Source organism: Achromobacter sp. LC458 (assembly GCF_001005835.2).
Classification (GTDB): Bacteria; Pseudomonadota; Gammaproteobacteria; order Burkholderiales; family Burkholderiaceae_B; genus Achromobacter; species Achromobacter spanius_B.
In genome coordinates this window covers 203288-228183 of record NZ_LBHW02000001.1, presented here as the reverse complement: position 1 = coordinate 228183, position 24896 = coordinate 203288, and the positions used below count along the sequence as shown (strand labels likewise).

23 protein-coding genes and 1 pseudogene are annotated in these 24896 nt (G+C 64.5%); 14 read left to right on the top strand and 10 right to left on the bottom strand.

Going from position 1 to position 24896, the window contains the following annotated elements; genetic code table 11:
• The 3 genes from sdhD to YH64_RS01045 form a co-directional block, all read right to left on the bottom strand.
• Entirely contained in the window at positions 1 to 384 is a 384-nt protein-coding gene (gene sdhD / locus YH64_RS01055; protein ID WP_046802659.1) for a succinate dehydrogenase, hydrophobic membrane anchor protein, read from the bottom strand.
• On the bottom strand, positions 385 to 801 hold the full coding sequence (sdhC, locus tag YH64_RS01050; RefSeq protein WP_046802658.1) for a succinate dehydrogenase, cytochrome b556 subunit: 417 nt from the start codon (positions 799 to 801) through the stop codon (positions 385 to 387).
• Between the two features lie 121 nt (positions 802 to 922).
• Positions 923 to 1702 (bottom strand): GntR family transcriptional regulator, encoded by a 780-nt coding sequence (locus YH64_RS01045; RefSeq protein WP_046802657.1) that lies wholly within the window; start codon positions 1700 to 1702, stop codon positions 923 to 925.
• A 334-nt stretch (positions 1703 to 2036) separates the two neighbouring features.
• On the opposite strand from YH64_RS01045, the gene YH64_RS01040 reads away from it, so the two are divergent.
• The 13 genes and pseudogenes from YH64_RS01040 to YH64_RS00980 all read left to right on the top strand — a co-directional run bounded on the left by YH64_RS01040 (position 2037) and on the right by YH64_RS00980 (position 15747).
• A complete protein-coding gene (locus tag YH64_RS01040) occupies positions 2037 to 3026 on the top strand; it encodes a malate dehydrogenase (RefSeq protein WP_006218122.1) in 990 nt (329 codons plus the stop codon).
• Between the two features lie 178 nt (positions 3027 to 3204).
• Complete coding sequence (gene prpB, locus YH64_RS01035) at positions 3205 to 4095, top strand: methylisocitrate lyase (protein ID WP_046802656.1); 891 nt, start codon at positions 3205 to 3207, stop codon at positions 4093 to 4095.
• Between the two features lie 57 nt (positions 4096 to 4152).
• A complete protein-coding gene (gene prpC, locus YH64_RS01030; protein WP_046802655.1) occupies positions 4153 to 5346 on the top strand; it encodes a 2-methylcitrate synthase in 1194 nt (397 codons plus the stop codon).
• A 75-nt stretch (positions 5347 to 5421) separates the two neighbouring features.
• A complete protein-coding gene (locus tag YH64_RS01025) occupies positions 5422 to 6873 on the top strand; it encodes a bifunctional 2-methylcitrate dehydratase/aconitate hydratase (protein ID WP_046802654.1) in 1452 nt (483 codons plus the stop codon).
• 61 nt (positions 6874 to 6934) lie between these two features.
• On the top strand, positions 6935 to 7363 hold the full coding sequence (locus YH64_RS01020) for a CopD family protein (protein WP_185975319.1): 429 nt from the start codon (positions 6935 to 6937) through the stop codon (positions 7361 to 7363).
• A gap of 529 nt (positions 7364 to 7892) precedes the next feature.
• Positions 7893 to 9269 carry a class I SAM-dependent RNA methyltransferase gene (locus tag YH64_RS01015; RefSeq protein WP_370512719.1) on the top strand — a complete coding sequence of 459 codons (1377 nt, stop codon included), beginning with the start codon at positions 7893 to 7895 and terminating at the stop codon, positions 9267 to 9269.
• 258 nt (positions 9270 to 9527) lie between these two features.
• Positions 9528 to 9716: a hypothetical protein gene (locus tag YH64_RS01010; RefSeq protein WP_046802652.1), complete on the top strand. Its 189-nt coding sequence runs from the start codon at positions 9528 to 9530 to the stop codon at positions 9714 to 9716.
• A gap of 115 nt (positions 9717 to 9831) precedes the next feature.
• On the top strand, positions 9832 to 10350 hold the full coding sequence (locus YH64_RS01005; RefSeq protein WP_046802651.1) for an RDD family protein: 519 nt from the start codon (positions 9832 to 9834) through the stop codon (positions 10348 to 10350).
• 87 nt (positions 10351 to 10437) lie between these two features.
• Complete coding sequence (locus YH64_RS01000; RefSeq protein ID WP_120154333.1) at positions 10438 to 11310, top strand: UDP-2,3-diacylglucosamine diphosphatase; 873 nt, start codon at positions 10438 to 10440, stop codon at positions 11308 to 11310.
• A gap of 129 nt (positions 11311 to 11439) precedes the next feature.
• Positions 11440 to 13086: pseudogene (locus YH64_RS00995) on the top strand (acyl-CoA synthetase); the annotation flags it as partial.
• Positions 13087 to 13401: 315 nt separating this feature from the next.
• The gene (locus YH64_RS00990; protein ID WP_006218111.1) at positions 13402 to 13923 is read left to right on the top strand and encodes a gamma carbonic anhydrase family protein; all 522 of its coding nucleotides are present in this window, start codon (positions 13402 to 13404) and stop codon (positions 13921 to 13923) included.
• 73 nt (positions 13924 to 13996) lie between these two features.
• The gene (hslO, locus tag YH64_RS00985) at positions 13997 to 14926 is read left to right on the top strand and encodes an Hsp33 family molecular chaperone HslO (RefSeq protein ID WP_046802650.1); all 930 of its coding nucleotides are present in this window, start codon (positions 13997 to 13999) and stop codon (positions 14924 to 14926) included.
• Positions 14927 to 15015: 89 nt separating this feature from the next.
• Positions 15016 to 15747 carry a TadE/TadG family type IV pilus assembly protein gene (locus YH64_RS00980; protein WP_046802649.1) on the top strand — a complete coding sequence of 244 codons (732 nt, stop codon included), beginning with the start codon at positions 15016 to 15018 and terminating at the stop codon, positions 15745 to 15747.
• Positions 15748 to 15876: 129 nt separating this feature from the next.
• Here YH64_RS00980 and ftsB read toward each other — a convergent pair whose 3' ends face one another.
• From ftsB to YH64_RS00955, 4 genes are all read right to left on the bottom strand, one after another.
• Positions 15877 to 16302 carry a cell division protein FtsB gene (gene ftsB / locus YH64_RS00975; RefSeq protein ID WP_046802648.1) on the bottom strand — a complete coding sequence of 142 codons (426 nt, stop codon included), beginning with the start codon at positions 16300 to 16302 and terminating at the stop codon, positions 15877 to 15879.
• Between the two features lie 71 nt (positions 16303 to 16373).
• Positions 16374 to 17660 (bottom strand): phosphopyruvate hydratase, encoded by a 1287-nt coding sequence (eno, locus tag YH64_RS00970; RefSeq protein WP_046802647.1) that lies wholly within the window; start codon positions 17658 to 17660, stop codon positions 16374 to 16376.
• Between the two features lie 4 nt (positions 17661 to 17664).
• Positions 17665 to 17949 carry a DUF1330 domain-containing protein gene (locus YH64_RS00965; RefSeq protein ID WP_046802646.1) on the bottom strand — a complete coding sequence of 95 codons (285 nt, stop codon included), beginning with the start codon at positions 17947 to 17949 and terminating at the stop codon, positions 17665 to 17667.
• Between the two features lie 203 nt (positions 17950 to 18152).
• On the bottom strand, positions 18153 to 19805 hold the full coding sequence (locus YH64_RS00955) for a CTP synthase (protein ID WP_046802645.1): 1653 nt from the start codon (positions 19803 to 19805) through the stop codon (positions 18153 to 18155).
• Between the two features lie 321 nt (positions 19806 to 20126).
• Between YH64_RS00955 and YH64_RS00950 the strand changes: the two genes are divergently transcribed.
• Positions 20127 to 21080 carry a hypothetical protein gene (locus YH64_RS00950; protein WP_223264780.1) on the top strand — a complete coding sequence of 318 codons (954 nt, stop codon included), beginning with the start codon at positions 20127 to 20129 and terminating at the stop codon, positions 21078 to 21080.
• Between the two features lie 32 nt (positions 21081 to 21112).
• Here YH64_RS00950 and YH64_RS00945 read toward each other — a convergent pair whose 3' ends face one another.
• Genes YH64_RS00945 through YH64_RS00935 form a run of 3 tightly spaced genes read right to left on the bottom strand, consistent with a single transcriptional unit; the run spans position 21113 to position 24883 of the window.
• Positions 21113 to 22909, bottom strand: a complete 1797-nt coding sequence (locus tag YH64_RS00945; protein WP_046802644.1) for an aminopeptidase P family protein — start codon at positions 22907 to 22909, stop codon at positions 21113 to 21115.
• A gap of 14 nt (positions 22910 to 22923) precedes the next feature.
• Positions 22924 to 23769, bottom strand: coding sequence for a M55 family metallopeptidase (locus YH64_RS00940; RefSeq protein WP_046802643.1), 846 nt, complete (start codon positions 23767 to 23769; stop codon positions 22924 to 22926).
• Positions 23770 to 23788: 19 nt separating this feature from the next.
• On the bottom strand, positions 23789 to 24883 hold the full coding sequence (locus YH64_RS00935) for a P1 family peptidase (protein WP_046802642.1): 1095 nt from the start codon (positions 24881 to 24883) through the stop codon (positions 23789 to 23791).
• Positions 24884 to 24896 lie beyond the last annotated feature (13 nt).

The window sequence follows — 24896 nt, the reverse complement described above, 5'->3', positions numbered from 1 at the left end:
TTAAATGCTCCAGAGGATTTGCGCGAAGTAAACGACCGTACCGACCAGCCAGAGGATCGTCAGCACTTGCAGCAGCAGGCGCAAGCCCACCGGCTTGACGTAGTCCATCCAGATGTCGCGCACGCCAATCCAGGCATGCCAGGCCAACGCAATGAATGCAAGGGAGGCCAGGATCTGGCCAACCGGAATGAAGCCCACGTAGAAATTGAACAGCTTGACCCAGTGTTCATACGTGAAGGCAGGCATCATCAAGATGCCGACGAGCAGCACCAGCGTATACACGGCCATGATGACGGCGGTGATGCGCTGGATGATGAAATCCATGACGCCATAGTGCGCGCCGACGACCAGGCGCTTGGGTCCGTAGTTTTTAGCGGCGGCCATTTACAGCACTCCGAACAGTTTGAGACCGAACACCAGCGTCAGCGCCAGGCTGACACCGAAGACCACGCCGGCGCTTTTCTTGGCCGACAGCTTGTCGATACCGATGTGCAGGTCCAGCAGCAGGTAGCGGATGCCGGCACAGAAGTGGTGCAGGTAGCCCCAGACGAGAACCAGGAAGACAAGCTTGACGATCGGGTTGGTCGCAATGGAGGCGATCCAGGCAAACGATTGCGGTGCGGCCACGCTAGCTGCGAACAGCGGCACGATGACCAAGGGCAAACAGAGGAACAGCAAAATGCCGCTGATGCGGTGCAGGATGGACAGCTTGCCGGCCAGGGGCAGGCGATAGGAGAACGCAACTTGGGCAAGCCCAATATTGCGAAACTGCGGACGTGGCTTGGCAGCGGTGTCGGACATGACGGCCTCGGTGTTTCGGAACTAGGGAATCGTGACGGCGAAATTGCCGTGGCCCTTTCGGGCAAACACGCTATTTTCGCCCAGAGATAGGGTCGGTATCAAATCGTAGTGTAAAAGCTCATCAATTCAGACTATTGCGGTAGTGGTATCGATCGGTCAAGTACAAACCCCGGCGAATTTCCATGGGGCGGTCACCATAGGTGTAAGACACCCGGTCTACCTGCAACAACGGCGTGCCGGCCGGAACATTAAGCAGGGGACAGACTTCAGCCGGCGCAATGACCGCGCGCAGCTTTTCGTCCGCGCGCACCATGCTGACGCCGAATTCGGATTCAAACAGGCCATAGAGCGGCGCCTTGTTGGCGGTCAGAAGCTCCAGGGTGAGGCCACGGAAAATGGAGCCGGGCAGCCAGATATCGTCCACGACGGTGGGCGTCTGCCCCATGGACAGCAGGCGGCGGATCATCACGACGGTTTCGCCGGCGCGCAAGTCCAGCGCACGGGCGACCTCGGCGGGCGCGCGCACGCGGCGGCATTCCAGGATGCGGCTCTCGGCGCGGCCGGCTTCGCCTTCTTCATCGGCGGCCAGGCGCAGGAAGCGATAGCGCACGCGGGCTTCGTGGTGGGTGGCGACAAAGGTGCCCTTGCCTTGGCGACGCAGCAGCATGTGCTCGGCGGCCAACTCATCAACCGCCTTGCGCACCGTGCCCTGGCTGACCTGAAAACGGGCAGCCAGATCGATTTCGCTGGGGATGAGTTCGCCGGGCTTCCATTCGCCGCGTTCAAGGCTTTGGACAAGCAGATCCTTGATCTGGCGATAGAGCGGACTGAAAGCGGCCCCCTCGCCCGTTGAACGGGCGGCGCGATTGCGTAAGGAGGTTTCGGGCCGGGGCTCTGCCATGGATCTTCTTGAAAGTGTCATGTTCATCCGGATGATGGGAGGGCAGCGCAAGATGGGTGCGGACCCACATCCAAAAATGCGCTGCCAGGGGTATGAAGAAACGGCCTGTAGCGCATTCGAATAAACGCTCTATTGTGGCATATCGGCCCGGACGCTGTCCAACGTCTTATGTCTTATATAAGATAGAAGAGCGTTTGACGGACCCCTGAAATCGTTCTAGGATTCACGGCTGTCAGGGCCCCGCGCCGGCAGGTTCGTGCGCGCCGTTTTTGATGCCCCAACGATTACACTGATTGGTGAGATTTTTCTCGCCAAACCATTACGGAGAACGTCCATGTCCAAGCCTGCCTTGCGTGTCGCCGTCACCGGCGCCGCCGGCCAAATCGGTTACGCACTGCTATTCCGCATCGCCTCCGGCGAAATGCTGGGTAAAGATCAACCCGTCATCCTGCAACTGCTGGAAATCCCCGACGAGAAAGCGCAAAAGGCCCTGAAGGGCGTCATCATGGAATTGGATGACTGCGCCTTCCCGCTGCTGCAGGAAGTGACCGCCCACAGCGATCCGCGCACCGCCTTCAAGGATGCCGACGTGGCCCTGCTGGTTGGCGCCCGTCCGCGCGGCCCCGGCATGGAACGCAAGGACCTGCTGTCGGTCAACGCCCAGATCTTCACGGCGCAAGGCAAGGCCCTGAACGATGTGGCCAGCCGCAACGTCAAGGTCCTGGTGGTCGGCAACCCGGCCAACACCAACGCCTACATCGCCATGAAGTCGGCGCCGGACCTGCCGGCAAAGAACTTCACCGCCATGCTGCGCCTGGACCACAACCGCGCCCTGTCGCAGCTGTCGGCCAAGTCGGGCAAGCCGGTTGCCGACATCGAAAACCTGATCGTCTGGGGCAACCACTCGCCCACGATGTACCCCGACTTCCGTTTCGCCACCGTCGGCGGCGAATCGCTGACCAAGCTCATCAATGATGACGCCTGGAACCGCGACACGTTCATCCCCACCGTGGGCAAGCGTGGCGCCGCCATCATCGAAGCCCGTGGCCTGTCCTCGGCCGCTTCGGCCGCCAACGCCGCCATCGACCACGTCCGTGACTGGGTCCTGGGCAGCAACGGCAAGTGGGTCACGATGGGCGTTCCGTCGGATGGCTCGTATGGCATTCCGGAAGGCATCATCTACGGCGTGCCGGTCACGACCGAAAACGGCGAATACAAGCGTGTCGAAGGCCTGGAAATCGACGCCTTCTCGCGCGAGCGCCTGGACTTCACGCTGAAAGAGCTCCTGGAAGAGCGCGACGGCGTCAAGGACCTGCTGAAGTAAGCAGCGCTTGAATCAGAATTGGGCCCGTTCATGCGGGCCCAATTCTTCTGTACCCGCCTCATGCCGAAACATACACCTGTCTCTTGGCCCGGCCGCGCCGGGATTGTCGCGTAGGGGACAGATTTATATTCCGGACCCGCGATAAGGTCGTGGGCTAGCCATAAGAACGGAGACCACCATGTCCAGACCCGAATCGCCCGGCGCCCTCTTGCGCCGCGCCCTTGCCGAAGAAAGTCCGCTGCAGATCATCGGCGCCATCAACGCCAACCACGCCTTGCTGGCCAAACGCGCCGGCTACCGCGCCATCTACCTGTCGGGTGGCGGCGTGGCGGCCGGGTCGCTGGGCCTGCCCGACCTGGGCATCAACACCATGGACGACGTGCTGACAGACGTGCGCCGCATCACCGATGTGTGCGACGTGCCGCTGGTGGTGGACATCGACACCGGCTTTGGCCCGTCGGCGTTCAACATCGCCCGCACCGTCAAGAGCCTGATCAAGTTCGGCGCGGCAGCCTGCCACATCGAAGACCAGGTTGGCGCCAAGCGCTGCGGCCATCGCCCGGGCAAGGAAATCGTCACCACCGAAGAAATGGCCGATCGCGTCAAGGCGGCTGCCGACGCGCGCACCGACAGCGACTTCTACCTGATCGCCCGCACCGACGCCATCGCCTCGCATGGCGTGGACGCCGCGATTGAGCGCGCGCTGGCCTGCGTGGAAGCCGGCGCCGACGCGATCTTCGCCGAAGCCGCCTATGACCTGCCCACCTACGACCGCTTCGTCAAGGCCGTCAAGGTGCCGGTGCTGGCCAACATCACCGAATTCGGCAAGACGCCGTTGTTCACCGTTGAAGAATTGAAGAGCGTGGGCGTGGGCATGGTGCTGTATCCGCTGTCCGCCTTCCGCGCCATGAACAAGGCCGCCGAAGCCGTCTACACCGCCATCCGCCGCGACGGCCACCAGAAAAACGTGGTGGACCTGATGCAGACGCGCGAAGAACTGTACGACCGCATCGGCTATCACGAGTTTGAATCCCGACTGGACGCTCTGTTTCAAAAGGGCAAAGCGTAATCCCGCCACGCCAGTCCCCCATTGCATCGACCACAGCGAAAGTGAAGGAGTAGAGACATGAGCACGGCTCCCAAAAAGCAAGAAGCCAAGCCGGACGCCAAGCCGGAAGAGAAAGCCGGTTTTAAACCCAAGAAGTCCGTTGCCCTGTCGGGCGTGGTTGCGGGCAACACCGCGCTGTGCACCGTCGGCCGCAGCGGCAACGACCTGCACTACCGCGGCTACGACATCCTGGACATCGCCCACACCAGCGAGTTCGAGGAAATTGCCCACCTGCTGGTCCACGGCAAGCTGCCGAACAAGGCGGAACTGGCCGCCTACAAGCAAAAGCTGAAGAGCCTGCGCGGCCTGCCCGCCCAGTTGCAAGTGGCGCTGGAAGCGCTGCCGGCATCGAGCCACCCCATGGACGTGATGCGCACCGCCGTGTCCGTGCTGGGTTGCGTGCTGCCCGAAAAAGACGACCACAGCACCCCGGGCGCGCGCGACATCGCCGACCGCCTGATGGCCAACCTGGGTTCGGCCCTGCTGTACTGGTATCACTACAGCCACAACGGCCACATGATTGACGTACAGACGGACGACGACAGCATCGGCGGCCACTTCCTGCACTTGCTGCACGGCGAAAAGCCCAGCGACGAATGGGTCAAGGCGATGCACATCTCCTTGAACCTGTACGCCGAACACGAGTTCAACGCATCGACCTTTACCGCGCGCGTCATCGCCGGCACGGGCTCGGACATGTTCTCGTCGATTGCCGGCGCCATCGGCGCGCTGCGCGGCCCCAAGCACGGCGGCGCCAACGAAGTGGCGTTCGACGTGCAAAAGCGCTATGACTCGCCCGACGAAGCTGAAGCCGACATCCGCCGCCGCGTCGAGGCCAAGGAAGTCATCATCGGTTTTGGCCACCCGGTCTACACCGTGTCCGACCCGCGCAACAAGGTCATCAAGGACGTGGCCAAGAAGCTGTCCAAGAAGGCCGGCAGCACCAAGATGTTCGACATCGCCGAACGCCTGGAAACGGTCATGTGGGACATCAAGAAGATGTTCCCCAACCTGGACTGGTTCTCGGCCGTCAGCTACCACATGATGGGCGTGCCCACGTCGATGTTCACCCCGCTGTTCGTCATTGCGCGCACGGCAGGCTGGTCGGCCCACATCATTGAACAGCGCATCGACAACAAGATCATCCGCCCCACCGCCAACTACGTGGGCCCGGAAGACCAGAAGTTCGTGCCGCTGGACAAGCGCAAGTAAGGCGGCCGCAACCATAACGAGAACAAGGCGCGGCATGGCCACCTGTATTCACTTCTTCGCTAAGGAGGGTTCGCAATGTCCGCCCCAATCTCAAACGTACGTCCCGATCCCGATCAGGTTTTGGTCGATATCGCGGACTACGTTCTTAACTACGAGATCAAGAGCAGCCTGGCGTATGAGACCGCCCGCAACTGCCTGATCGACACGCTGGGCTGCGGCCTGGAAGCGCTGGAATACCCGGCATGCAAGAAGCTGCTGGGGCCGATTGTGCCGGGCACGGTGGTGCCCCATGGCGCCAAGGTGCCCGGCACGTCGTTTCAACTTGACCCGGTGCAGGCCGCGTTCAACATCGGCACGATCATCCGCTGGCTGGATTTCAACGACACGTGGCTGGCTGCCGAATGGGGCCATCCGTCGGACAATCTGGGCGGCATCCTGGCCACGGCGGATTGGTTGTCCCGCACCGCAGTCGCCGCCGGCAAAGCCCCCTTGACGATGCGCGACGTGCTGACCGGCATGATCAAGGCGCATGAGATCCAGGGCTGCATCGCGCTGGAAAATTCGTTCAACAAGGTCGGGCTGGACCACGTGGTGCTGGTCAAGGTCGCGTCCACCGCCGTGGTGGCGCAGATGCTGGGGCTGGACCGCGACGAGGTCATCAACGCCGTGTCGCTGGCCTGGGTCGATGGCCAAAGCCTGCGCACGTATCGCCACGCCCCCAACACCGGCAGCCGGAAAAGCTGGGCGGCGGGTGACGCCACCAGCCGCGCCGTGCGCCTGGCGCTGATCGCGAAAACCGGCGAGATGGGCTACCCGTCGGTGCTTACCGCCAAGACGTGGGGCTTTTACGACGTGCTTTTCAAGGGCCAGCCGTTCAAGTTCCAGCGGCCGTATGGCAGCTACGTGATGGAAAACGTGCTGTTCAAGATTTCGTACCCGGCCGAATTCCATTCGCAGACCGCCGTGGAATGCGCCATGGAGCTGCACGTAAAGCTCGGTGCGCTGGGCAAACGGCCGGAAGACATCAAGGCCATCACCATCCGCACGCATGAGGCGTGCATCCGCATCATCGACAAGAAGGGTCCGCTGAACAACCCGGCCGACCGCGACCATTGCATCCAGTACATGGTGGCGGTGCCCGTGCTGTTCGGCCGCTTGACGGCCGCCGACTACGAGGACGACGTGGCGCGCGACCCGCGCATCGACGTCTTGCGCGACAAGATCGTATGCGTGGAAGATCCCGCCTTCACCCGCGATTACCACGATCCGGACAAGCGCTCGATCGCGAACGCACTGACGGTGGAATTCGTGGACGGATCCAAGCTGGACGAAATCGTCTGCGAATACCCGATCGGCCACAAGCGCCGCCGCGCCGACGGCATTCCGTTGCTGGAGGCCAAGTTCCGCACCAATCTGGCGCGCATGTTCCCGGCCAGGCAGCAGCGGCGCATTCTTGACGTGTCGCTGGACCAGCAGGCGCTGGAGGCCATGCCGGTGCATGAATACGTGGATCTGTATGTGATCTAGCGGCGGCGCGGGGGACCATCCGGCGGCCTTACAATGCGGCTTTCCTAGATTGGATGCCGCCATGGCCATGCTTTGGGTCAAGACATTTCACATCGTCTTCATCGCTTCCTGGTTTGCCGGGTTGTTCTACCTGCCCCGCATTTTCGTGAATCTGGCGCAGCAGTCGGACGCGTCCGTCCAGGTGACGCTGCTGGGCATGGCGCGCCGGCTGTATCGTTTCACCACCATTTTGGCCGTGGTGGCCATTGTGTTCGGCATGTGGCTGTATCTGGGTTACCGCATCGGCGTGGGCCCGGGCAACGGCTGGATGCACGCCAAACTCTTTTTCGTCCTGCTCGTCATCGGCTACCATCACGCCTGTGGCTTGATGCTGCGTAAATTCGAACAGGGCAAAAACACCCGTTCGCATAAGTTCTATCGCTGGTTCAACGAAGTTCCCGTCTTGCTGCTCTTGGTGGTGGTGGCGCTGGTCGTCGTCAAACCCTTCTGATTCCCCCTACCTTTGCACATTCGCCAGGATTCGTATGTCCTCTGATGAACAGGACCGCCCGCGCAAGACGCTGACGATCAAAAAAACGGCGCGTGACGCCCACGCCGTCGAGGCGCCCAAGCGCACCCGCACGGGCGCCCGCGCCAAGCTGGTCGCGCAGATCTCGCGCACCAAGGAAAACGTCGAACGCCAGAAAGACCCGGAAGGCTATCAACGCCGCCAGGAAGAAGAAGCGCGCCGCAAGCCGGGCGCCGGCGCGCGTGGCCAGGCGCCCCGTGGCGGCGCGGAACGCGGTCAATACGATCGCGGCCAGCCCAGCCGGGGTGAAGGGCGCGGCCCGGCAGGCCGTGGTTCCTCTGAGCGTGGCACGTCCGATCGCGGCGCGTCCGGGCGCGGCTCCTCCGAGCGCGGCACGTCCGAGCGCGGCAGATACGATCGCAACCAGCCTTCCCGTGACCGCTCCGACGATACGCGTCGCGACGCCGCACCCAGTGCCCGTTCCGGCCGCCCGCCGCAACGCGCGCCGCGCCTGCGTGATGACCAGTACATTGCACCGGCCACCCCGGCAGGCCGTTTCTACGATCCCTTCGAAGATGACGGCCCCGCGCCCGACTTCCAGGCCGAACCGTCCGTAGAGGCATCGCAACCGGATTACCCCGACGTGCACGACGATTACCAGGACGACGCGCACGACGACCACCAGGATCGCGCGCCCCGCGTCGAGACCCGCAGCCGCCGCCCGCGCGAGCCCCGCCAGGCGGAAGTGTTCACCGTATTCGCGCCCTGCCCTCAAGGCCTGGAAGAGGCCCTGACGGCCGAGATGCAGGCGCTGGGCTATGAAGACGCCCAGGCAGGTCGCGCGGGCTGCTCGTTCACCGCCGATTGGTCGGGCGTGCAGCGCGCCAACCTGTATTCGCGCCTGGCGACCCGCATCCTGGTGCAGGTTGCGCACGCCGAGATTTCGCACGAAGACGACATCCTGGACCTGGCCCGCGACACCCCCTGGGAACGCTGGTTCGGCGCCGAACAAACGCTGCGCGTGGACACTTCGGCCATCAAGAGCCCGGTGCAAAGCTTGCAGTACTGCAATCTGCGCGCCAAGGATGGCATCTGCGACCGCCTGCGCGAGCTGGAAGGCGAGCGCCCCAGCATCGACACCGTGCGCCCGGACGCCCGCGTCCACCTGTTCCTGACGGGCCACACCGCCACGCTGTACCTGGATACGTCCGGCGAATCGCTCTTCAAGCGTGGCTGGCGCCTGGACAAGGGCGAAGCCCCCCTGCGCGAAAACCTGGCCGCCGGCATGCTGGCCCTGGCCGGGTGGGACCCCGCCGCCCCGCTGCTGGACCCCTTTTGCGGCTCGGGCACCATCCTGATCGAAGCGGCCTGGATCGCCCTGGGCGTGCCCCCGGGCATTTCGCGTCCCTTTGGCTTCGAACGGTTGCGCGACCATGACGCCTTCCGCTGGCGCGACCTGAAGGACGATGCCCGCTCACGCATCCTGCCTCAGCTGGACGCACCCCTGGTCGGTTACGACCTGGATCCGCAAGCCATTGAATTCGCTCAGAACAATGCCGAACGCGCCTGGCTCACCGCCGACTCGATCCGCTTTGAAATCGGCGACGCCCGCGAAATAACGGCGCCCGCCGACCACGGCTGGATTGTCACCAATCCACCCTACGGCGAGCGCATGCAGACCGAACAGGACGCCGATTTGTGGCGTGACTGGGCCACCTGCCTGAAGCGCAATTTTGCCGGTTGGCAGCTGCACGTCATCACCAGCGACATGACGCTGCCCAACCAGATGCGCCTGAAGCCCAAGCGCCGCGTGCCCTTGCACAACGGCGCGCTGGACTGCCGCCTGTTCGGTTTCGAACTGGTTGCCGCCGGCTACCGCGACGCCTGATCGCCGCCTTGCCCGGGCGGTTCTCGCCCGGGCAGCCCCCTTCCCCGACGCTCACCGCCACGTTGTAAAAGCGCCGCAACATGCCGGCCGTATCTTTGCTTATGGTGCCCCGCCGCCCGGTTTTGGGGCATCATCAGCACCAAGGTGTTGCCGTGTTGCACCAGCTTGCATCTGCCTCTTGCACAGTTTGAGGGTAAACCCCTATAATTCGGGTTATCCCTAGTAGCTAAACAACTGAGCAAGCCCGTGGAGGCTATTGTGATCAACCCGAACAACACCATCCGCCTGACCGACGAACTCGAGCGCCAACTGATGCTCCAGGCAATTGAAGAACAATTCCGTCCGCACCCGATGCGGGCGTTGGCCGCAGGCCTGCGTAAGCTGGCTCACGGCGTAAAGGCCCTGGTTGGCAAGACGAGCGCCAAGAACGCGCACTCCGCCGCCTGAAGCCTGACCGGGCCTGACGTCGCGGCCCGAACGATTTTCCCCTTGGGGGCTGCATAGCCCCTTTTATAGACCCGCCCTTACCGGCGGGTTTTTTTTTGTCGGATAATGGCGACCCATGACGACCGACGCCTTCCTAGATCAGACCCCCAACCGGCTGCGCCGCTTTGCCTGCATGATGTACGAGGCCGTGTTGCTGTTCGGCGTCGTCTTCCTGGCCGGCTATCTGCTGGACACGCTGACGCAAAGCAAGAACGCGCTGGAATTGCGCGCGGCGCGGCAAGCGTGGTTGTTTGTGGCGATTGGCGCGTATTTCGTGCTGTGCTGGCGTCGGCGCGGGCAGACCCTGCCCATGAAAACCTGGAATATCCGGCTGGTGGACCGTGACGGCAACACGCCGCCAACCGGCCGCCTGATCTTGCGCTACGTGCTTGTCTGGCCGCTGGTGCTGGCCGGCGCGGCCGTGGTGTGGGGCGCCGCCAGCCTCACGGGCTGGGCGTCGATGGACATGTTCATCGTGGCCGCGCCGTTCACGATTTTTATCTGGTCCTGGTTCGACCCGGACGGCCAGTTCCTGCACGACCGTCTGCTTGGCACGCGGCTGCGCAACGCGCCGCAACGCCAGAAATCCCGCTAGCCGTCCCGCGGCGGGGGCCGCGCCCGTCACAACAGCGTCACGATAGCTTCACACGCCCGTCATCGCCGGATGGTTTGATTCCAAGGCATGACGACAGCCCACATGGAAGCGACCGTGAACGAAATCCGCCCCGCGCACTGGCGTGCCCTTTGGATTTCCGATATTCACCTGGGCACTGCCGGGTGCAAGGCGGAATTCCTGCTTGATTTCCTGGACCACAACGACTCGGACACCCTGTATCTGGTGGGCGACATCGTCGACGGCTGGCAACTGCGCAAGCACTGGCACTGGCCGCGCGCGCACAACGACGTCATTCAACGCATCCTGCGCAAGGCGCGCAACGGCACGCGGGTCGTGTTCATCCCCGGCAACCACGACGAATTCGCGCGGGAATTTGCGGGCTACGCGTTCGGCGACATTGAAATCCTGGATGAAGACGTGCACGTCACCGCCAAAGGCTTGCGGCTGCTGGTGCTGCACGGCGACCAATTCGACGGCGTCATCCAGCACAGCCGCTGGTTGGCCCACCTGGGCGACGGGCTTTATCAGCTGGCCCTGTGGATCAACCACCACTTCAACCGGCTGCGGCATCGCCTGGGGCTGCACTACTGGTCGCTGTCGCAATATTTGAAGCACAAGGTCAAGAACGCGGTGTCGTTCATTACCGACTTCGAAGAAGCGCTGGCCGGTGAGGCGCGTCGGCGGGGCCTGGACGGCGTGGTCTGCGGCCACATCCACAAGGCGGAATTGCGAGACGTCGGCGGCATCCTCTACTGCAATGACGGCGACTGGGTCGAAAGCCTGTCGGCGCTGGCGGAGACCCACGATGGCCAGTTGCAGCTGCTGGACTGGGCCGCCATCCAGGCCGAACGCCAGGCCGAGCCCACTGCCCGCCCCCCGCGATCGCTGTCACTACCCGCCCTGCCCTCAGCGCTTCGCCGCCAAAGCAAACACCCGTGATAACCCGTATGCGTCCCCATTACGCAACGGGGATATTGCAGTTCACGGCCCTCTAGGTCATGCTTGCATCTGAGGCAACGGGCGAGCCGGCCCGTTCACGCAGCTGCAACATGCTTACAACATAGGGCCATGAACGACCAATATCAGGCGCTCTACCAAACATTCCGCTGGCTGGTTCCCACCCAGTTCAACATCGCGGAAGCGTGCTGCCACCGCTGGGCATCCAGTAGTCCGGATGCGCGGCGCATCGCCATCTACTACGAAGACGAATCGGGCAACCGCGAAGTCTGGACCTATGCCCGCCTGGCCGAAGCCGTCAATCAGCTGGCCAACGGCCTGGTGAAGATGGGCGTGGGCCGGGGCGATCGCGTCGGTGTGGTGCTGGGGCAACGGCCGGAAACGGTGGTGGCCCACATGGCCATCTACACCGTAGGCGGCGTCGTCTTACCCCTGTCGGCACTGTTCGGCCCCGAGGCACTGGAAGCCCGTTTGCGCGACTCCGAAACCCGGGTCGCCATCGTGGACCACGCTTCCAGCGCCAATCTGCTGGCCGTCAGCGACAACTGCCCCAACCTGCAACAGATCATCGGCATCGGCTTCGCTGACGAGCGGGTGCTGCCGTGGCGCAGCCTGCTTGCCCGCCAACCCAACGAATTCAAGGCCGTGCCGACGCGTTCGTCGGACCCGGCCATTCTGCTCTATACGTCAGGCACCACCGGCGCGCCCAAGGGCGCGCTACTGCCCCACAGCGTGTTGATCGGCAACCTGCCGGGCTTCGTCGCCTCGCAAGACTGGTTCCCCAAGCCTGGCGACGTGTTCTGGTCGCCAGCCGATTGGGCCTGGACGGGCGGCATGATGGATGCGCTGTTGCCGACCCTGTATTTCGGCCATCCCATTGTGGGCACGCGCGGCCGCTTTTCGCCCGAGCGCGCGTTTGAGCTCATGGAGCGCTACCAGGTCACCAATACTTTCCTGTTTCCCACGGCGCTGAAAATGATGATGAAGGCGGTGCCCCAGCCCCGCGACCATTACCAGCTGGCGCTGCGTTCGATCATGAGTGCGGGCGAAAGCGTGGGGGAAACGGTATTTGAATGGTGCCAGTCGGCGCTGGGCGTGACGCCCAACGAGATGTTTGGACAAACCGAAATGAACTACGTGGTGGGCAATAGCCAGAAGCGCTGGCCCGCCCGCGCGGGCAGCATGGGCCGCCCCTATCCCGGCCATCAGGTGGCGGTGCTGAACGACGATGGGCAGCCGGTGGCGCCTGGTGAAACCGGGGAAATTGCCGTCAACCGGCTGGACATCCACGGCTTTCCCGACCCCGTGATGTTCCTGGGCTATTGGCGCAACGAAGCCGCCACCCAAGCCAAATTCAAGGGCGACTGGTGCCTGACGGGCGACCTGGCCACCGTCGACGCGGACGGCTACCTTTGGTACGCCGGGCGTGCCGATGACGTGTTCAAGTCGGCCGGTTACCGCATCGGCCCCGGCGAAATCGAAAGCTGCCTGGTCGGCCACCCCGCCGTGGCCAACGCCGCCGTGGTGCCCAAGCCGGACGCCGAACGGGGCGCGCTGGTCAAGGCCTATGTCGTGCTGACGCCCGAATTCGCCCAGCGTGACCGCGGCGAGATCATCGAAAACCTGCAAGAGCATGTTCGTGAGCGCCTGGCGCCGTACGAATACCCGAAAGAGATCGAGTTCGTCGACGAATTGCCGATGACCACGACCGGGAAGATCCAACGCCGCATCCTGCGCCAACGCGAGCAAGAGCGCGCGCACATCGCGGCGACGGCACCGGCAGCGGCGCCTGTGGCGACCGGGGCACCTGCGACGGTCGCGACGCACGCGGCAACCGTGGCACCGAAGGCGTCCACGCCCCCAGCGCCCACCGCCGCGCCGCCAGCGCCCAAGCCGTCCGCACCCGCCGATACGTCCAAGGTGTCCGCGCCCGCCACGCCCGCCGCCGTGCCGAAATCGCCCACGCCACCATCCTCGCCCGCCGCCACGCCCGGCCTCGCCGACGCCGCCGCACCGGCCGAGAACGTCGCGCCTGCCCCTGCGGGCCCAGAAAAATTATCGGAAACCTAGGCAATGCCCATCTACCAGCTTGACGACCTGATCCCCCGCATCGACCCCGCCGCCTATGTCGCCGACAGCGCCGACATCATCGGCAATGTCACGCTGGAAGCCGGCGTCAGCATCTGGTCGCACGTGTCGATCCGGGGCGACAACGACGCCATCCTGATCCGCCATGGCACCAATATCCAGGAATCCAGCGTCCTGCACGTCGATAGCGGCTGTCCCATGACCATCGGCCCGAATGTCACCGTGGGCCATCAGGCCATGTTGCACGGCTGCACCATCCACGAAGGCGCGCTGGTGGGCATGCAGGCCATCGTGCTGAACAACGCGGTGATCGGGCGCAACTGCCTGATCGGCGCCGGCGCCATCATCCCGGAAGACCGCGTCATTCCTGACAACTCATTGGTGATCGGCATCGGCAAGATCGTGCGCGAACTGTCCGAAGAAGAAATCGCCAATCTGCACAAGAACACCGCCCATTACGTGGCGCGCGGCCAACACTACAAGACGGCCCTCAAGCGCCTGGCCTGAGCGCCCGGGGCAGTTGCCGTAGCCCTGCTGGCAGCAGGGGGAATTGGGTGGCCTGATCGGCTAACATTCCCCCATGACCGATCAGCTCAAAAAATACCTTACCGAAGACCGCAGCGTCCGCATCCAGGCCGTCCGCCTGGACGCGACCTGGAAGGCCGTCCAGGCCAACCACGACTACCCGCCCGCCATCACCCATCTGCTGGGCGAATTGGTGGCGGCTTCTACCCTGCTTGCCGCCAACATCAAATTCGATGGCTCGCTGGTGCTTCAGATCCAGGGCGACGGCCCCATCGCCCTGCTGGTGGTGGAATGCCGTTCTGACCTGAGCCTGCGCGCCACCGTCAAAGTGCGCGAAGGCCACGAAGTGCCGTCCGATGGCACCATGCAAAGTCTGCTGAACCCGGGCGGCAACGGCCGCTTCATCGTCGTGCTGGACCCGCAGCGCAAGCTGCCGGGCCAGCAAACCTACCAGGGCATTGTGCCGCTGGAAGGCGACACGGTGGCAGAAGCGCTGCAACACTACATGAAGGCCTCCGAACAGCTGGACACGCGCTTGTGGCTGGCCGCCGATGCCGACAACGCCGCCGGCATGCTGGTGCAACGCCTGCCGTTCCATGGTGGCACCGACGCCCCACTGTTGACCGAGCAAGCCGCCGCCGAAACCTGGGACCGTGTGGTCGCCCTGGCCAGCACGCTCAAGCGCGACGAAGTGCTGGAAGCCGACATCGACACCTTGATCCATCGCCTGTTCTGGGAAGACACCTTGCTGGCGTTCGACCCGGCGCCCGTGCGCTGGCATTGCCCTTGCACGCGCGAGCGCGTCGCCAGCATGCTGCGTTCGCTGGGCGAAGAAGAGGTCAACAGCGTCCTGGCCGAGCGCGGCCAGGTGGATGTGTCATGCGACTTCTGTGGCAAGCCCTATAAGTTCGACGCCGTGGATTGCGCCACGTTGTTCTCGCCCAACCAGCCTGCCGCCGACGACGCGCCGCCCACGGTGCACTGATAGCGCCGCGTCCCGCCCTGCGGGACATGTTCATCACCTCGGATTGTCCGTATCGACAGGCGGTCATGCCCGCGCCACACTGCGCAGCCATGACCGCCTTTTTCTTTGCCGCCTCGCGCCAGCGGGGCGCCGCCGCCATTGAATTCGCCGTGGCGGGCGCCATGGTGTTGCTGATGGGCCTGCTGGGCATTGAAGCAGCACGCTGGCAAGCCGTGCGCCAAATGGCGCACGTCGCGCTGATGGAAGCCGCGCGCGCCGGCGCCACGGCCCATGCGCAACCGGCCCCTATGCGCGATGCCTTCATTCAAGGCTTGCTGGCCCTGCATGCCGGCGCCGACGGCGAAGCCGGTGCGAGGCGCAGGCTGGCGCGCGCACATGCCGACGCCTCGGCGGGCACGGGCCTTGGCGCGTGGCGAATTGAAGTCTTGCAGCCCAATGTCAGGATGTTCCGCGACCATGGCCGCAAGGACCTGGCCGTCCCGGCCGCGCCCGGTCGACGCGCCATCGACAACGACTACCAGGACTTGCAGCACGCCAGGCGACCGCCGCGCCCCGGCGCGGCCACCATCTTCGACGCCAACACCCTGAAGCTGCGGCTGACTTATCTGCACAAGCCTTGGCTGTTCCCCGTACGAGCGGTGCTCGCCGCGCTGGGGCGCAACGACGCCAGCTATGCGGGCGTGGCTCGCAGGCATGGGTTGTTGCCGATTCACGTTGAACTGGAAATGGAGATGCACACGCACCCGGTCGATTGGACGGGCGCGCGGCCAAGGTCGGCGGAAATCGTGATGGGAGCATGCCGCGATGCCCGCTGCGATTGACGCGGGGCATCGGCTATGAGCTATCGGCTATGAGTTAGCGGCTATGAGTTAGCGGCTATGAGTTACCGGCTATGAGTTACCGGCGATCAGCTGTCAACGACCAGCAAGCCGTTGCCGGCCGCCGCAAGCTTACTGACGCGTGCTGTTGGCAGGCTTCGGTGCGGCGGCGGGTGTGGCGCGAGCAGCCGGCGGCTTAGCTGCCGGGGCGCTGGTGCGGGCCGGCGTGGCGGGCTTGGTGGCAGCGTCGGTCGCCAGCGTAGCGCCACCGGCGGGCGGCTGCGCATTCTGCGGCAGGATGTGAACAAACACTTCACCGTCGCGCATCATGCCCAACTCGCCGCGGGCGCGCTCTTCAATGGCGCCAGAGCCGCCTTCAAGGTCTCGCACTTCGGCTTCCAGCGCGGCGTTACGCGCGCGCAGGCCTTCGTTGGTCTCGCGCTGCTCGGCCACTTGGCGTTGCAAATCCCAGACCTTGAACCAGCCGCCCTTACCCAGCCAAAGCGGGTATTGGATCAAGCCTACCAGCACGAACAGCACCAGGAACAACAGGCGCATACGCGAGAACCCTCAGAGCAGTCGTGGCGCGGATGCGATGGCGGCGCCGGGCGTCGCCATCGCGCTTCCCATCAACGCAGGTTGTAGAAAGCTTCCAGGCCAGGATACGACGCCACTTCAGCCAGCTCTTCTTCGATACGCAGCAGCTGGTTGTACTTGGACATGCGATCCGAACGGGACAGCGAACCCGTCTTGATCTGCATGGCGTTGGTCGCCACGGCGATGTCGGCGATGGTGGAATCTTCGGTTTCGCCCGAACGGTGCGACACGACGGCGGTGTAGCCGGCGCGCTTGGCCATTTCGATGGCGGCGAAGGTTTCGGTCAGCGTGCCGATCTGGTTGATCTTGATGAGGATCGAGTTGGCCACGCCCTTCTGGATGCCCTCACGCAGGATCTTGGTGTTGGTGACGAACAGGTCGTCGCCCACCAATTGCACCTTCTTGCCCAACTGGTCGGTCAACAACTTCCAGCCGTCCCAATCATTTTCGGCCATGCCGTCTTCGATCGAGATGATGGGGTACTTGTCGCACCAGGTGGCCAGCAGGTTGGTGAATTCCTGCGAGGACAGCGAGATGCCGCCTTCGCCGGCCAGCGTGTACTTGCCGTCGCGGTAGAACTCCGAGCTGGCGCAATCCAGGCCCAGGGCGATCTGCGTGCCCGGCTCGTAGCCGGCTTCGGTGATGGCCTTCAGGATCAGCTGGATGGCGGCTTCATGGCTGGGGACGTTGGGGGCAAAGCCGCCTTCGTCGCCAACGGCCGTGGACATGCCCTGGCCGTGGATCAGCTTTTTCAGCATGTGGAAGACTTCAGCGCCCCAACGCAGGGCTTCGCGGAAGCTGCCCGCGCCCACCGGCAGAATCATCAGTTCTTGCAGGTCCAGCGTGTTGTTCGCGTGCGCGCCGCCGTTGATGACGTTCATCATCGGCACGGGCATGCTCATGGGGCCGCTGCCGCCGAAATAGCGGTACAGCGACAGGCCAGATTCGTCGGCGGCGGCGCGGGCCACGGCCATGCTGGCCGCCAGGATCGCGTTGGCGCCCAGGCGTTCCTTGGACTCGGTGCCGTCCAGCTCGATCAAGGTGCGATCGACGAAGGTCTGTTCCTGGGCGTCCAGGCCCATCAAGGCTTCGGAGATTTCCGTATTCAGGTTCTCAACGGCGCGCAGCACGCCCTTGCCCAGATAACGGCTCTTGTCCCCGTCGCGCAGCTCGATGGCTTCGCGGGCGCCGGTGGATGCGCCGGACGGCACGGCCGCACGGCCCATGGCGCCGGATTCCAGCAGCACATCGCATTCCACGGTGGGGTTGCCGCGCGAATCCAGAATCTCGCGGCCGATGATGTCGACGATTGCACTCATGACTTTACATTCCCTGAACGATAAACATATTCATGACGGCCGCGCCCTCGCGGGCGTTGCGGGCACGGCGGTACTGCCAGGAGTCGTAGAAGGCCTGGGCGGCGGTCATCGACGGAAATTCCATGACGACGGTGCGGCCAGGCTTACGGCCCTCAAGGTGCTTGGTCTCACCGCCCCGCACCAGGACCTTGGCATCGTACGCGCGCATGGCGAGCGTGGACAGACGCTTGTAGTCCTCGTATTGCGCGGGCTTGGTCACCGTGACTTCGGCGATGATGTAAGCACTCATGGGGTTCCTTCAGAGCAGTGGCGTTGAAAGGGGGTGGGCGCCGGATACGGCAAAGCCGCCAGTGTCGCGCAAAGCGGCCTGGCGACACCTGTCCGATGCTAATTGGTTGTATCCGAAAGAAGCGCCGCCGCCTAGTGCGGCGCTGGAGAAATGGGCCGCGGCCCCGAGGATCCGCTTACGGAACTCGAGACCGCGAACCGGCATTACGCCTCCTGACCGCGACGAGACTTCTGCTCGATGGCGGCGCGGATATAGCTGGAGAACAACGGGTGGCCATCACGCGGGGTCGACGTGAACTCCGGGTGGAACTGCACGCCCACGAACCACGGGTGGTCGGGCAATTCCATCATTTCCGGCAGGTTTTCGGTCGGCGTGCGGGCGCTGATCACCATGCCGGACTCTTCCAGTCGCGGCACGTAGACGTTGTTGACCTCGTAGCGGTGACGGTGACGCTCGTTCACTTCGTCGCCGTAGATGGTCTGCGCGCGGGTGCCCGGCTTGATCGGCACGCGCTGCGCGCCCTTGCGCATGGTGCCGCCCAGGTCGGACGAATTGTCGCGCTTTTCGACCTTGCCTTCGCGGTCCATCCATTCGGTGATCAGTGCCACCACCGGATGGGGCGCCGACGGGTCGAATTCCGTGCTGTTGGCGCCGCCCAGGCCGGCGACGTGGCGCGCGAACTCGATGACGGCCAGTTGCATGCCCAGGCAGATGCCCAGATACGGCACGCCGTTTTCACGGGCGTAGCGGATCGCGGCGATCTTGCCTTCGGTGCCGCGCTTGCCGAAGCCGCCCGGGACCAGAATGGCGTCCAGATGCTTCAGTTGGTCGGTGCCGCGGGTTTCGATGTCTTCGGAATCGATGTATTCGATGTTGATCTTCGAGCGCGTGTGGATGCCGGCGTGAACCAGCGCTTCCGTCAGCGACTTGTACGATTCGGTCAGGTCGACGTACTTGCCGACCATGCCGATCGTCAACTGGTGCTGCGGGTGCTCCAGCGCTTCGACCAGGTTGTCCCACATGGACAGATCAGCCGGCGGCGGGGTCAGGCCCAGCGCTTCGCAGACGATGTTGTCCACGCCTTGCTTGTGCAGCATGGCGGGAATCTTGTAGATGGAATCGGCATCCCAGACCGAGATGACGGCGTCCAGCGGCACGTTCGAGAACATCGAGATCTTGGCGCGCTCGTCGTCCGGGATGGGACGGTCGGCGCGGCACAGCAGCGCGTTCGGGTAGATACCGATTTCGCGCAGCTTCTGGACCGAATGCTGCGTAGGCTTGGTCTTGAGTTCGCCGGCGGAAGCGATGAACGGCACCAGGGTCAGGTGCACGAAGGCCGCGTTGTTGCGGCCCATGCGCAGGCTCATCTGGCGCGCGGCTTCCAGGAAAGGCAGGGACTCGATGTCGCCCACGGTGCCGCCGATTTCGACGATGGCGACGTCCGTGTTGCCGTTCCAGCCCGCTTCGGCGCCACGGGCGATGAAGTCCTGGATTTCGTTGGTGATGTGCGGAATCACCTGGACAGTTTTGCCCAGGTAGTCGCCACGCCGTTCCTTGCGCAGCACCGATTCGTAGATCTGCCCGGTGGTGAAGTTGTTCACCTTGTGCATGCGAGCGGAAATGAAACGCTCGTAGTGGCCCAAGTCCAGATCGGTTTCGGCGCCGTCTTCCGTGACGAACACTTCACCGTGCTGGAAGGGGCTCATCGTGCCCGGATCGACGTTGATGTACGGATCGAGCTTCAGCATGGTGACCTGCAAACCACGCGACTCGAGAATGGCGGCGAGCGACGCAGCGGCGATGCCCTTGCCCAGGGAAGACACCACTCCGCCGGTGACAAATACGTATTTGGTCATCGTAATGAGCACCCGGGACGAGCGGGCGCGTGCGGGAAATTTGGATTATAGCCGGGAGGCGGAAGTTATTTGGGTTTTCCCCTAGCGATGACGCGTAACATTTGGCAGCACTCAAATGCCCGCCCTGGCGCGCCGCATTCACGTGGCCCGAAGGCGCCGTGATATGTTCGATCCCTAATTTTCGACCCCGCTTTTCTCAACCTTCCGCCACCGTCGATGACCCCTTCCACGTTTCCTGCCTCCGCGCCGCCTTCCCCGACATCCCCTCCCGCGGCCCCTGCTTCGACCCATGGCCCCGCTTCGCTTGCCTGGCGCCTGGCGTTGACCGCCGTCATCGTGCGCCTGGCTTATGGTGCGCTGGTGCAGGGCTACACCATGCTGGCCTTGCCGCAATTCGACCAAATGCGCGAGATGTACAGCCAGCCGCAATACCTGATGCCGCTGCTGACCAACATCCTGGCGTCCGCCGTCATGGTCGGGTTGACCGTGTGGGGCACGATGCACGGCTGGCTGCGCCGCCACAACACCACGGCGGTGGACGAGCCGCGCAAGCTGTTCGGCACCTTCATCGCCTTGCAGCTGATCTACACCTTGATGGTGTCGGCCGCCACCGCCTACCTGCACAACGTGGGCATGCACTTCGTCATGGAGAACCGCGGCGCGCTGACCCAGCAGTTCGGCCTCGAGCTGACCGGCCAGTTCCTGACCATGGCCCTGCTGTTTCGCGTCGTGAATATCGTGCTGGAAATCGTCGGCATGTGCCTGGTCGTGCGCATCGCTGCCTGGACCGTGCAACGCAAGGGCGCGCCGGGCGCACCCGCCTACGGTCGGCGGCATGCGGCCTGGATCGCCGGGTTGTCCATGCTGGCCTGGCAGTTGACCGTATCGATCGCCGCGGGCGGTTACCTGCAAATGATGTTTCTGGATGCCGGTTGGACGGCCTTCGTGTTGGGCTATCTGGTGCTGCCCGCGCTGCTGCTTGCGCTGTGCGTCGTCACGTGCCTGAAGGCTTTGCCGCGCCACATCGGCCGCGCCCGGATGGGGCGCGCGGTGGCCCATGGCAGCCTGGCCTTCTGGTTGGCGCAGGCGGCCGGCATCGGCCTGGCCTATCTGGCCGTCAACGCCATGACATGGAGCCAGATGATGCGCGCCGCGCAGTCTTATTCGGCAAGCGCTGCCGTGCTGGCAATCTACGCCGCGCTGCTGGTGATGGGGTGCATGGCCGGCGCCCTGGCGCTGTACTGGGGCGCCAGGCAGGCGGCGAAGTCGGCCTGAGCGTTGTCGCCTGCCCCCGCCTGGCGACCGTCCTATGCGCTGATCGGCGCGGTGCTGCGTTCAAGCCAGGCCAGGGCCTCGCCTTGCACCAGCGGCGACAGTCGCTCGAACACCGTCTTGTGATAGTCGTTCAGCCACGCGATTTCGTCGGCGCGCATCAGCGACACCTCGATGCAGCGCGTGTCGATCGGGCATAGCGTCAGCGTTTCAAAGCACAGGAATTCGCCCAGTTCCGACGTCAGCCAGCTGCGGTTCGCAACCAGGTTTTCAATGCGCACGCCCCAACGGCCCGGGCGATAGATACCGGGTTCGTTCGACGTGATCATGCCCGGCTCCATCGCGGTGTGCGGGCCCGGCATGGCGCGGTACGAGATCACTTGCGGGCCTTCGTGCACGTTCAGGAAATAGCCCACGCCGTGACCGGTGCCATGGCCGTATTCCGCCCCGCCTTCCCAGATGGGCGCGCGAGCAATGGCGTCCAGCATGGGCGACGGCGTGCCGCGCGGGAACGACGCGCGCGACAACGCGATCATGCCCTTGAGCACCAGCGTGAAGTCCACTTTCTGATCGGCGCTGGGCGTGCCCACCGCGACCACGCGCGTGATGTCGGTGGTGCCGCCCAGGTACTGGCCGCCCGAATCGATCAGCAACAGGCCATCGCCTTCGATGGTGGCATGCGATTGCGGCGTGGCGCGGTAATGCGGCATGGCGCCGTTGGCGTTGAAGCCGGCGATGGTGGCAAAGCTGGGGCAGACGTAAGCCGGGCGGCGGGCGCGGGCGGCGGTGATCTGCTCGTCGATCGTCAGTTCGGTAATGGTTTCCTTGCCCAGCGCGCCTTCAAACCAGGAAAAGAATTCACACAATGCGGCGCCGTCTTGCGCCATCGCCTGGCGCACATGGGCCAGTTCGGCATCCGTCTTGCGCGACTTGAGCAAGGTGGACGGGTTGATTGCTTCAATGCGCGGCACAGCGGGGTCCATGGCGTGGAACACGCCGCAGGTCACACGCGCCGGATCGATCAGCAAGGTCTGGTCCAGTTCCAGCGAGGCCAAGGCGTCGGCGGCCTGCGCATAGCCCGCCACTTCGACGCCATCGGCGGCCAGCGTGGCGCGCAGGGCGTCGTCGATCTTGCCGTCCGCCACGAACAGCGTGGCGTGGTCCAGGCCGATCAGCGCATGGCCAACGAACACCGGGTTGTAGTCCACGTCCGCGCCACGCAGGTTCAGCAGCCAGGCAATGTCGTCCACCGTGCAGATGAAATGCACATCGGCGCCGTGCGCGCGCATGGCGTCGCGCACCTGGGCCAGCTTGTCGGCGCGGGCCACGCAGGCTTCGGGCGCGACGTGCTCATAGATCCTTGCGTCGGGCAGGCCGGCGCGGTCGGTCCAGATGTCGTCCAGCAGGTCTATGCGGATTTCCAGCGTGGCGCCGGACTTGGCGGCAGCGGCCGACAAGGCGCGAAACGCGCCCAGGCCCAGCACCTGGCCGTCCACGCCGATGACATCGCCCGCGCGGGTGTTGGCGGCCAGCCAGTCGACATGGCCGGGCGTGGACGCCAGCGCAATCTTCATCAACTGCACGCCGGTGCCGGCCAGTTGCGTCTCGGCCTGCACCCAGTAGCGGCTGTCCACCCACAGTCCGGCAAAGTCCGCCGTGACGACCAGCGTGCCAACCGACCCCGTGAAGCCCGACAGCCAGCGCCGCCCTTGCCAGCGTGCCGGCAGATACTCGGACAGGTGCGGGTCCGAGGACGGGACGATATAGGCGGACAGGCCGCGGCGGCTCATGGCCTGCCGCAGTTGGGCGATACGGGCGTCGGTGCTAGACATGGGGGATGGGATCCTTAGCGCAACATGAAAGACATGGCGGCCAGGCTGTTCAACGTGCGGACGGCCGACTGCATGCTATCCACGTTGAATCGCACGGTGACGCCGTCCACGCGTTCCAGCGTGGGCCACATGCAGAACAGGTCGGCCAGCGCCGCGCTCTGTGTCTGCAACCGGCATTCTATAGGGGCGGGAATGCGGAAAGGAACGGGTTTCGGATCGGCGGCGGAAGTGGCCTCGCTCTTGAGCTTGCGCACCGCGGTTTCGGCCGCGGCGGCGATGGCGCGGCGCGAGGCGGCGGGCGACAAGGTCACGCCGCTGCCCTGGCCGTGCGCCACTTTGGTCTGCACCCATTCAGCGCCGGGGAACGTGTCGCGCGTTTCCGCGATGAACACGTCGTCGCCCGTGCCCAGGATCACGGGCACGCCCATTTCGCCGGCCAGCGCGCCGTACAGGCCCGCTTCGCCCAGCTCCATGCCGTTGATCAGCACGCGCGCGAAGGCAAAGCTGTTGATCGTGTGCGCCAGGATGCCTCGCCCTTGCGAACGCGAGTGGTAGCCGATCATGAAGACGGCATCGCAGCCCTCTTCCAAGCCGCCCATCATGCCCAGGTAGCGCGGCTTGCCCAGCACCAGGCGCGCGCGTTCGTCCAGGCCATCGGGCAGCAGGTTGCGAAACCCGCCGTGCGAATCGTTGACCAGGATTTCTTCGGCGCCACCAGCAATGGCGCCTTGCACGGCCGCGTTGGCCTCGGCGGTCATCCAGGCGCGGGCGCGCTCGTATTCGCCATTGCCGGCGCGGACTTGCTCGGCGTGAAAGACGCCGGCGACGCCTTCGATATCGGTGGAAATCAGGATCTTCATGGGGTCAGCCTTCAAGGATTCAGAATGCGGAGTCGGACAGCCATTGGCGCCACTGCGGCGCTGCGTCGCGGATGGCCGCGCGGTGATGGCCGCTGCGCCCGGTCACGGCGTCGGCGTGCCACAGCGCGGCGATGATGGCTTGTTCGCAGGCCTCGGCGGCGGCTTCGAACAAGGGGTCGATACGGGTTTCGTGCAGCATCGCCACGGCGGGCATCGGCTGTTCGGCCAATTGCGGCACGGTGTACGCGGTGGAAAAAGCCAGCGCGATGTCGCCGCTGCCGTGGCCGAACACGGACCCGGTGCGCGCCAGGCCCGCGCCCGCGCGCAGCGACAAGCGGCGCAATTGGCGCGAGTCCAGCGGCGCGTCGGTAGCCAGCAGCAAGATGATGGAGCCCTTCTCCGGCACAATCGCGGCGTTCTCGCCTTGCTGTGCCAAGCCCTGGTCCAGCTGGTCGGCCAGACGACGCCCAAACGGGCGGCCCGCCACGGTCAGGTTGGGCAAGCGGCCGAAGTTGGCCAGCACCAGCGCGCCAACGGTGTGACGCAGGCCGGGCTGGATGGACGCCACGCGGGATGCCGACCCGATACCCCCCTTGAACGAGAAGCACGACATGCCGCGCCCGGCGCCTACCGCCCCCTGCGCAAACGATTTCGCGGCGCTGGCATAAGCGTCGGCGTAATGCGATTCCTGCACGGCCAGCGCCTGGATGTCGTTCAAATAGCCGTCATTGCATTCGAACACCAGCGGGTTCACGGTGGCCATGCCGCGGCCGATCTCGGGGTTGGCCGCGATGGCCTGGCGGATCTGCGCGTTGGCGACGGTGCCCACGCCAAAAGTGTTGGTCAGCGCGATGGGGGTTTCCAGCACGCCCAGCTCTTGTACCTGGACTAGGCCCGTGCTTTTGCCAAAGCCGTTCAGCACGGTTGCCGAGGCAGGAACCTTGTCCAGAAATGGGTCGCGAGCATGTGGGCGCACGACGGTGACGCCCGTCTGCTGCGCGCCGTCGGCCAGCGTGTGATGGCCGACGGTGACGTCGCCGACGTCGCAAATTGAATCCAGCGGCCCTGACGGCAGTACGCCGATGCGGGGCATATCCAGCGCTTGTTTGTTCATGATTGCCGCGTGT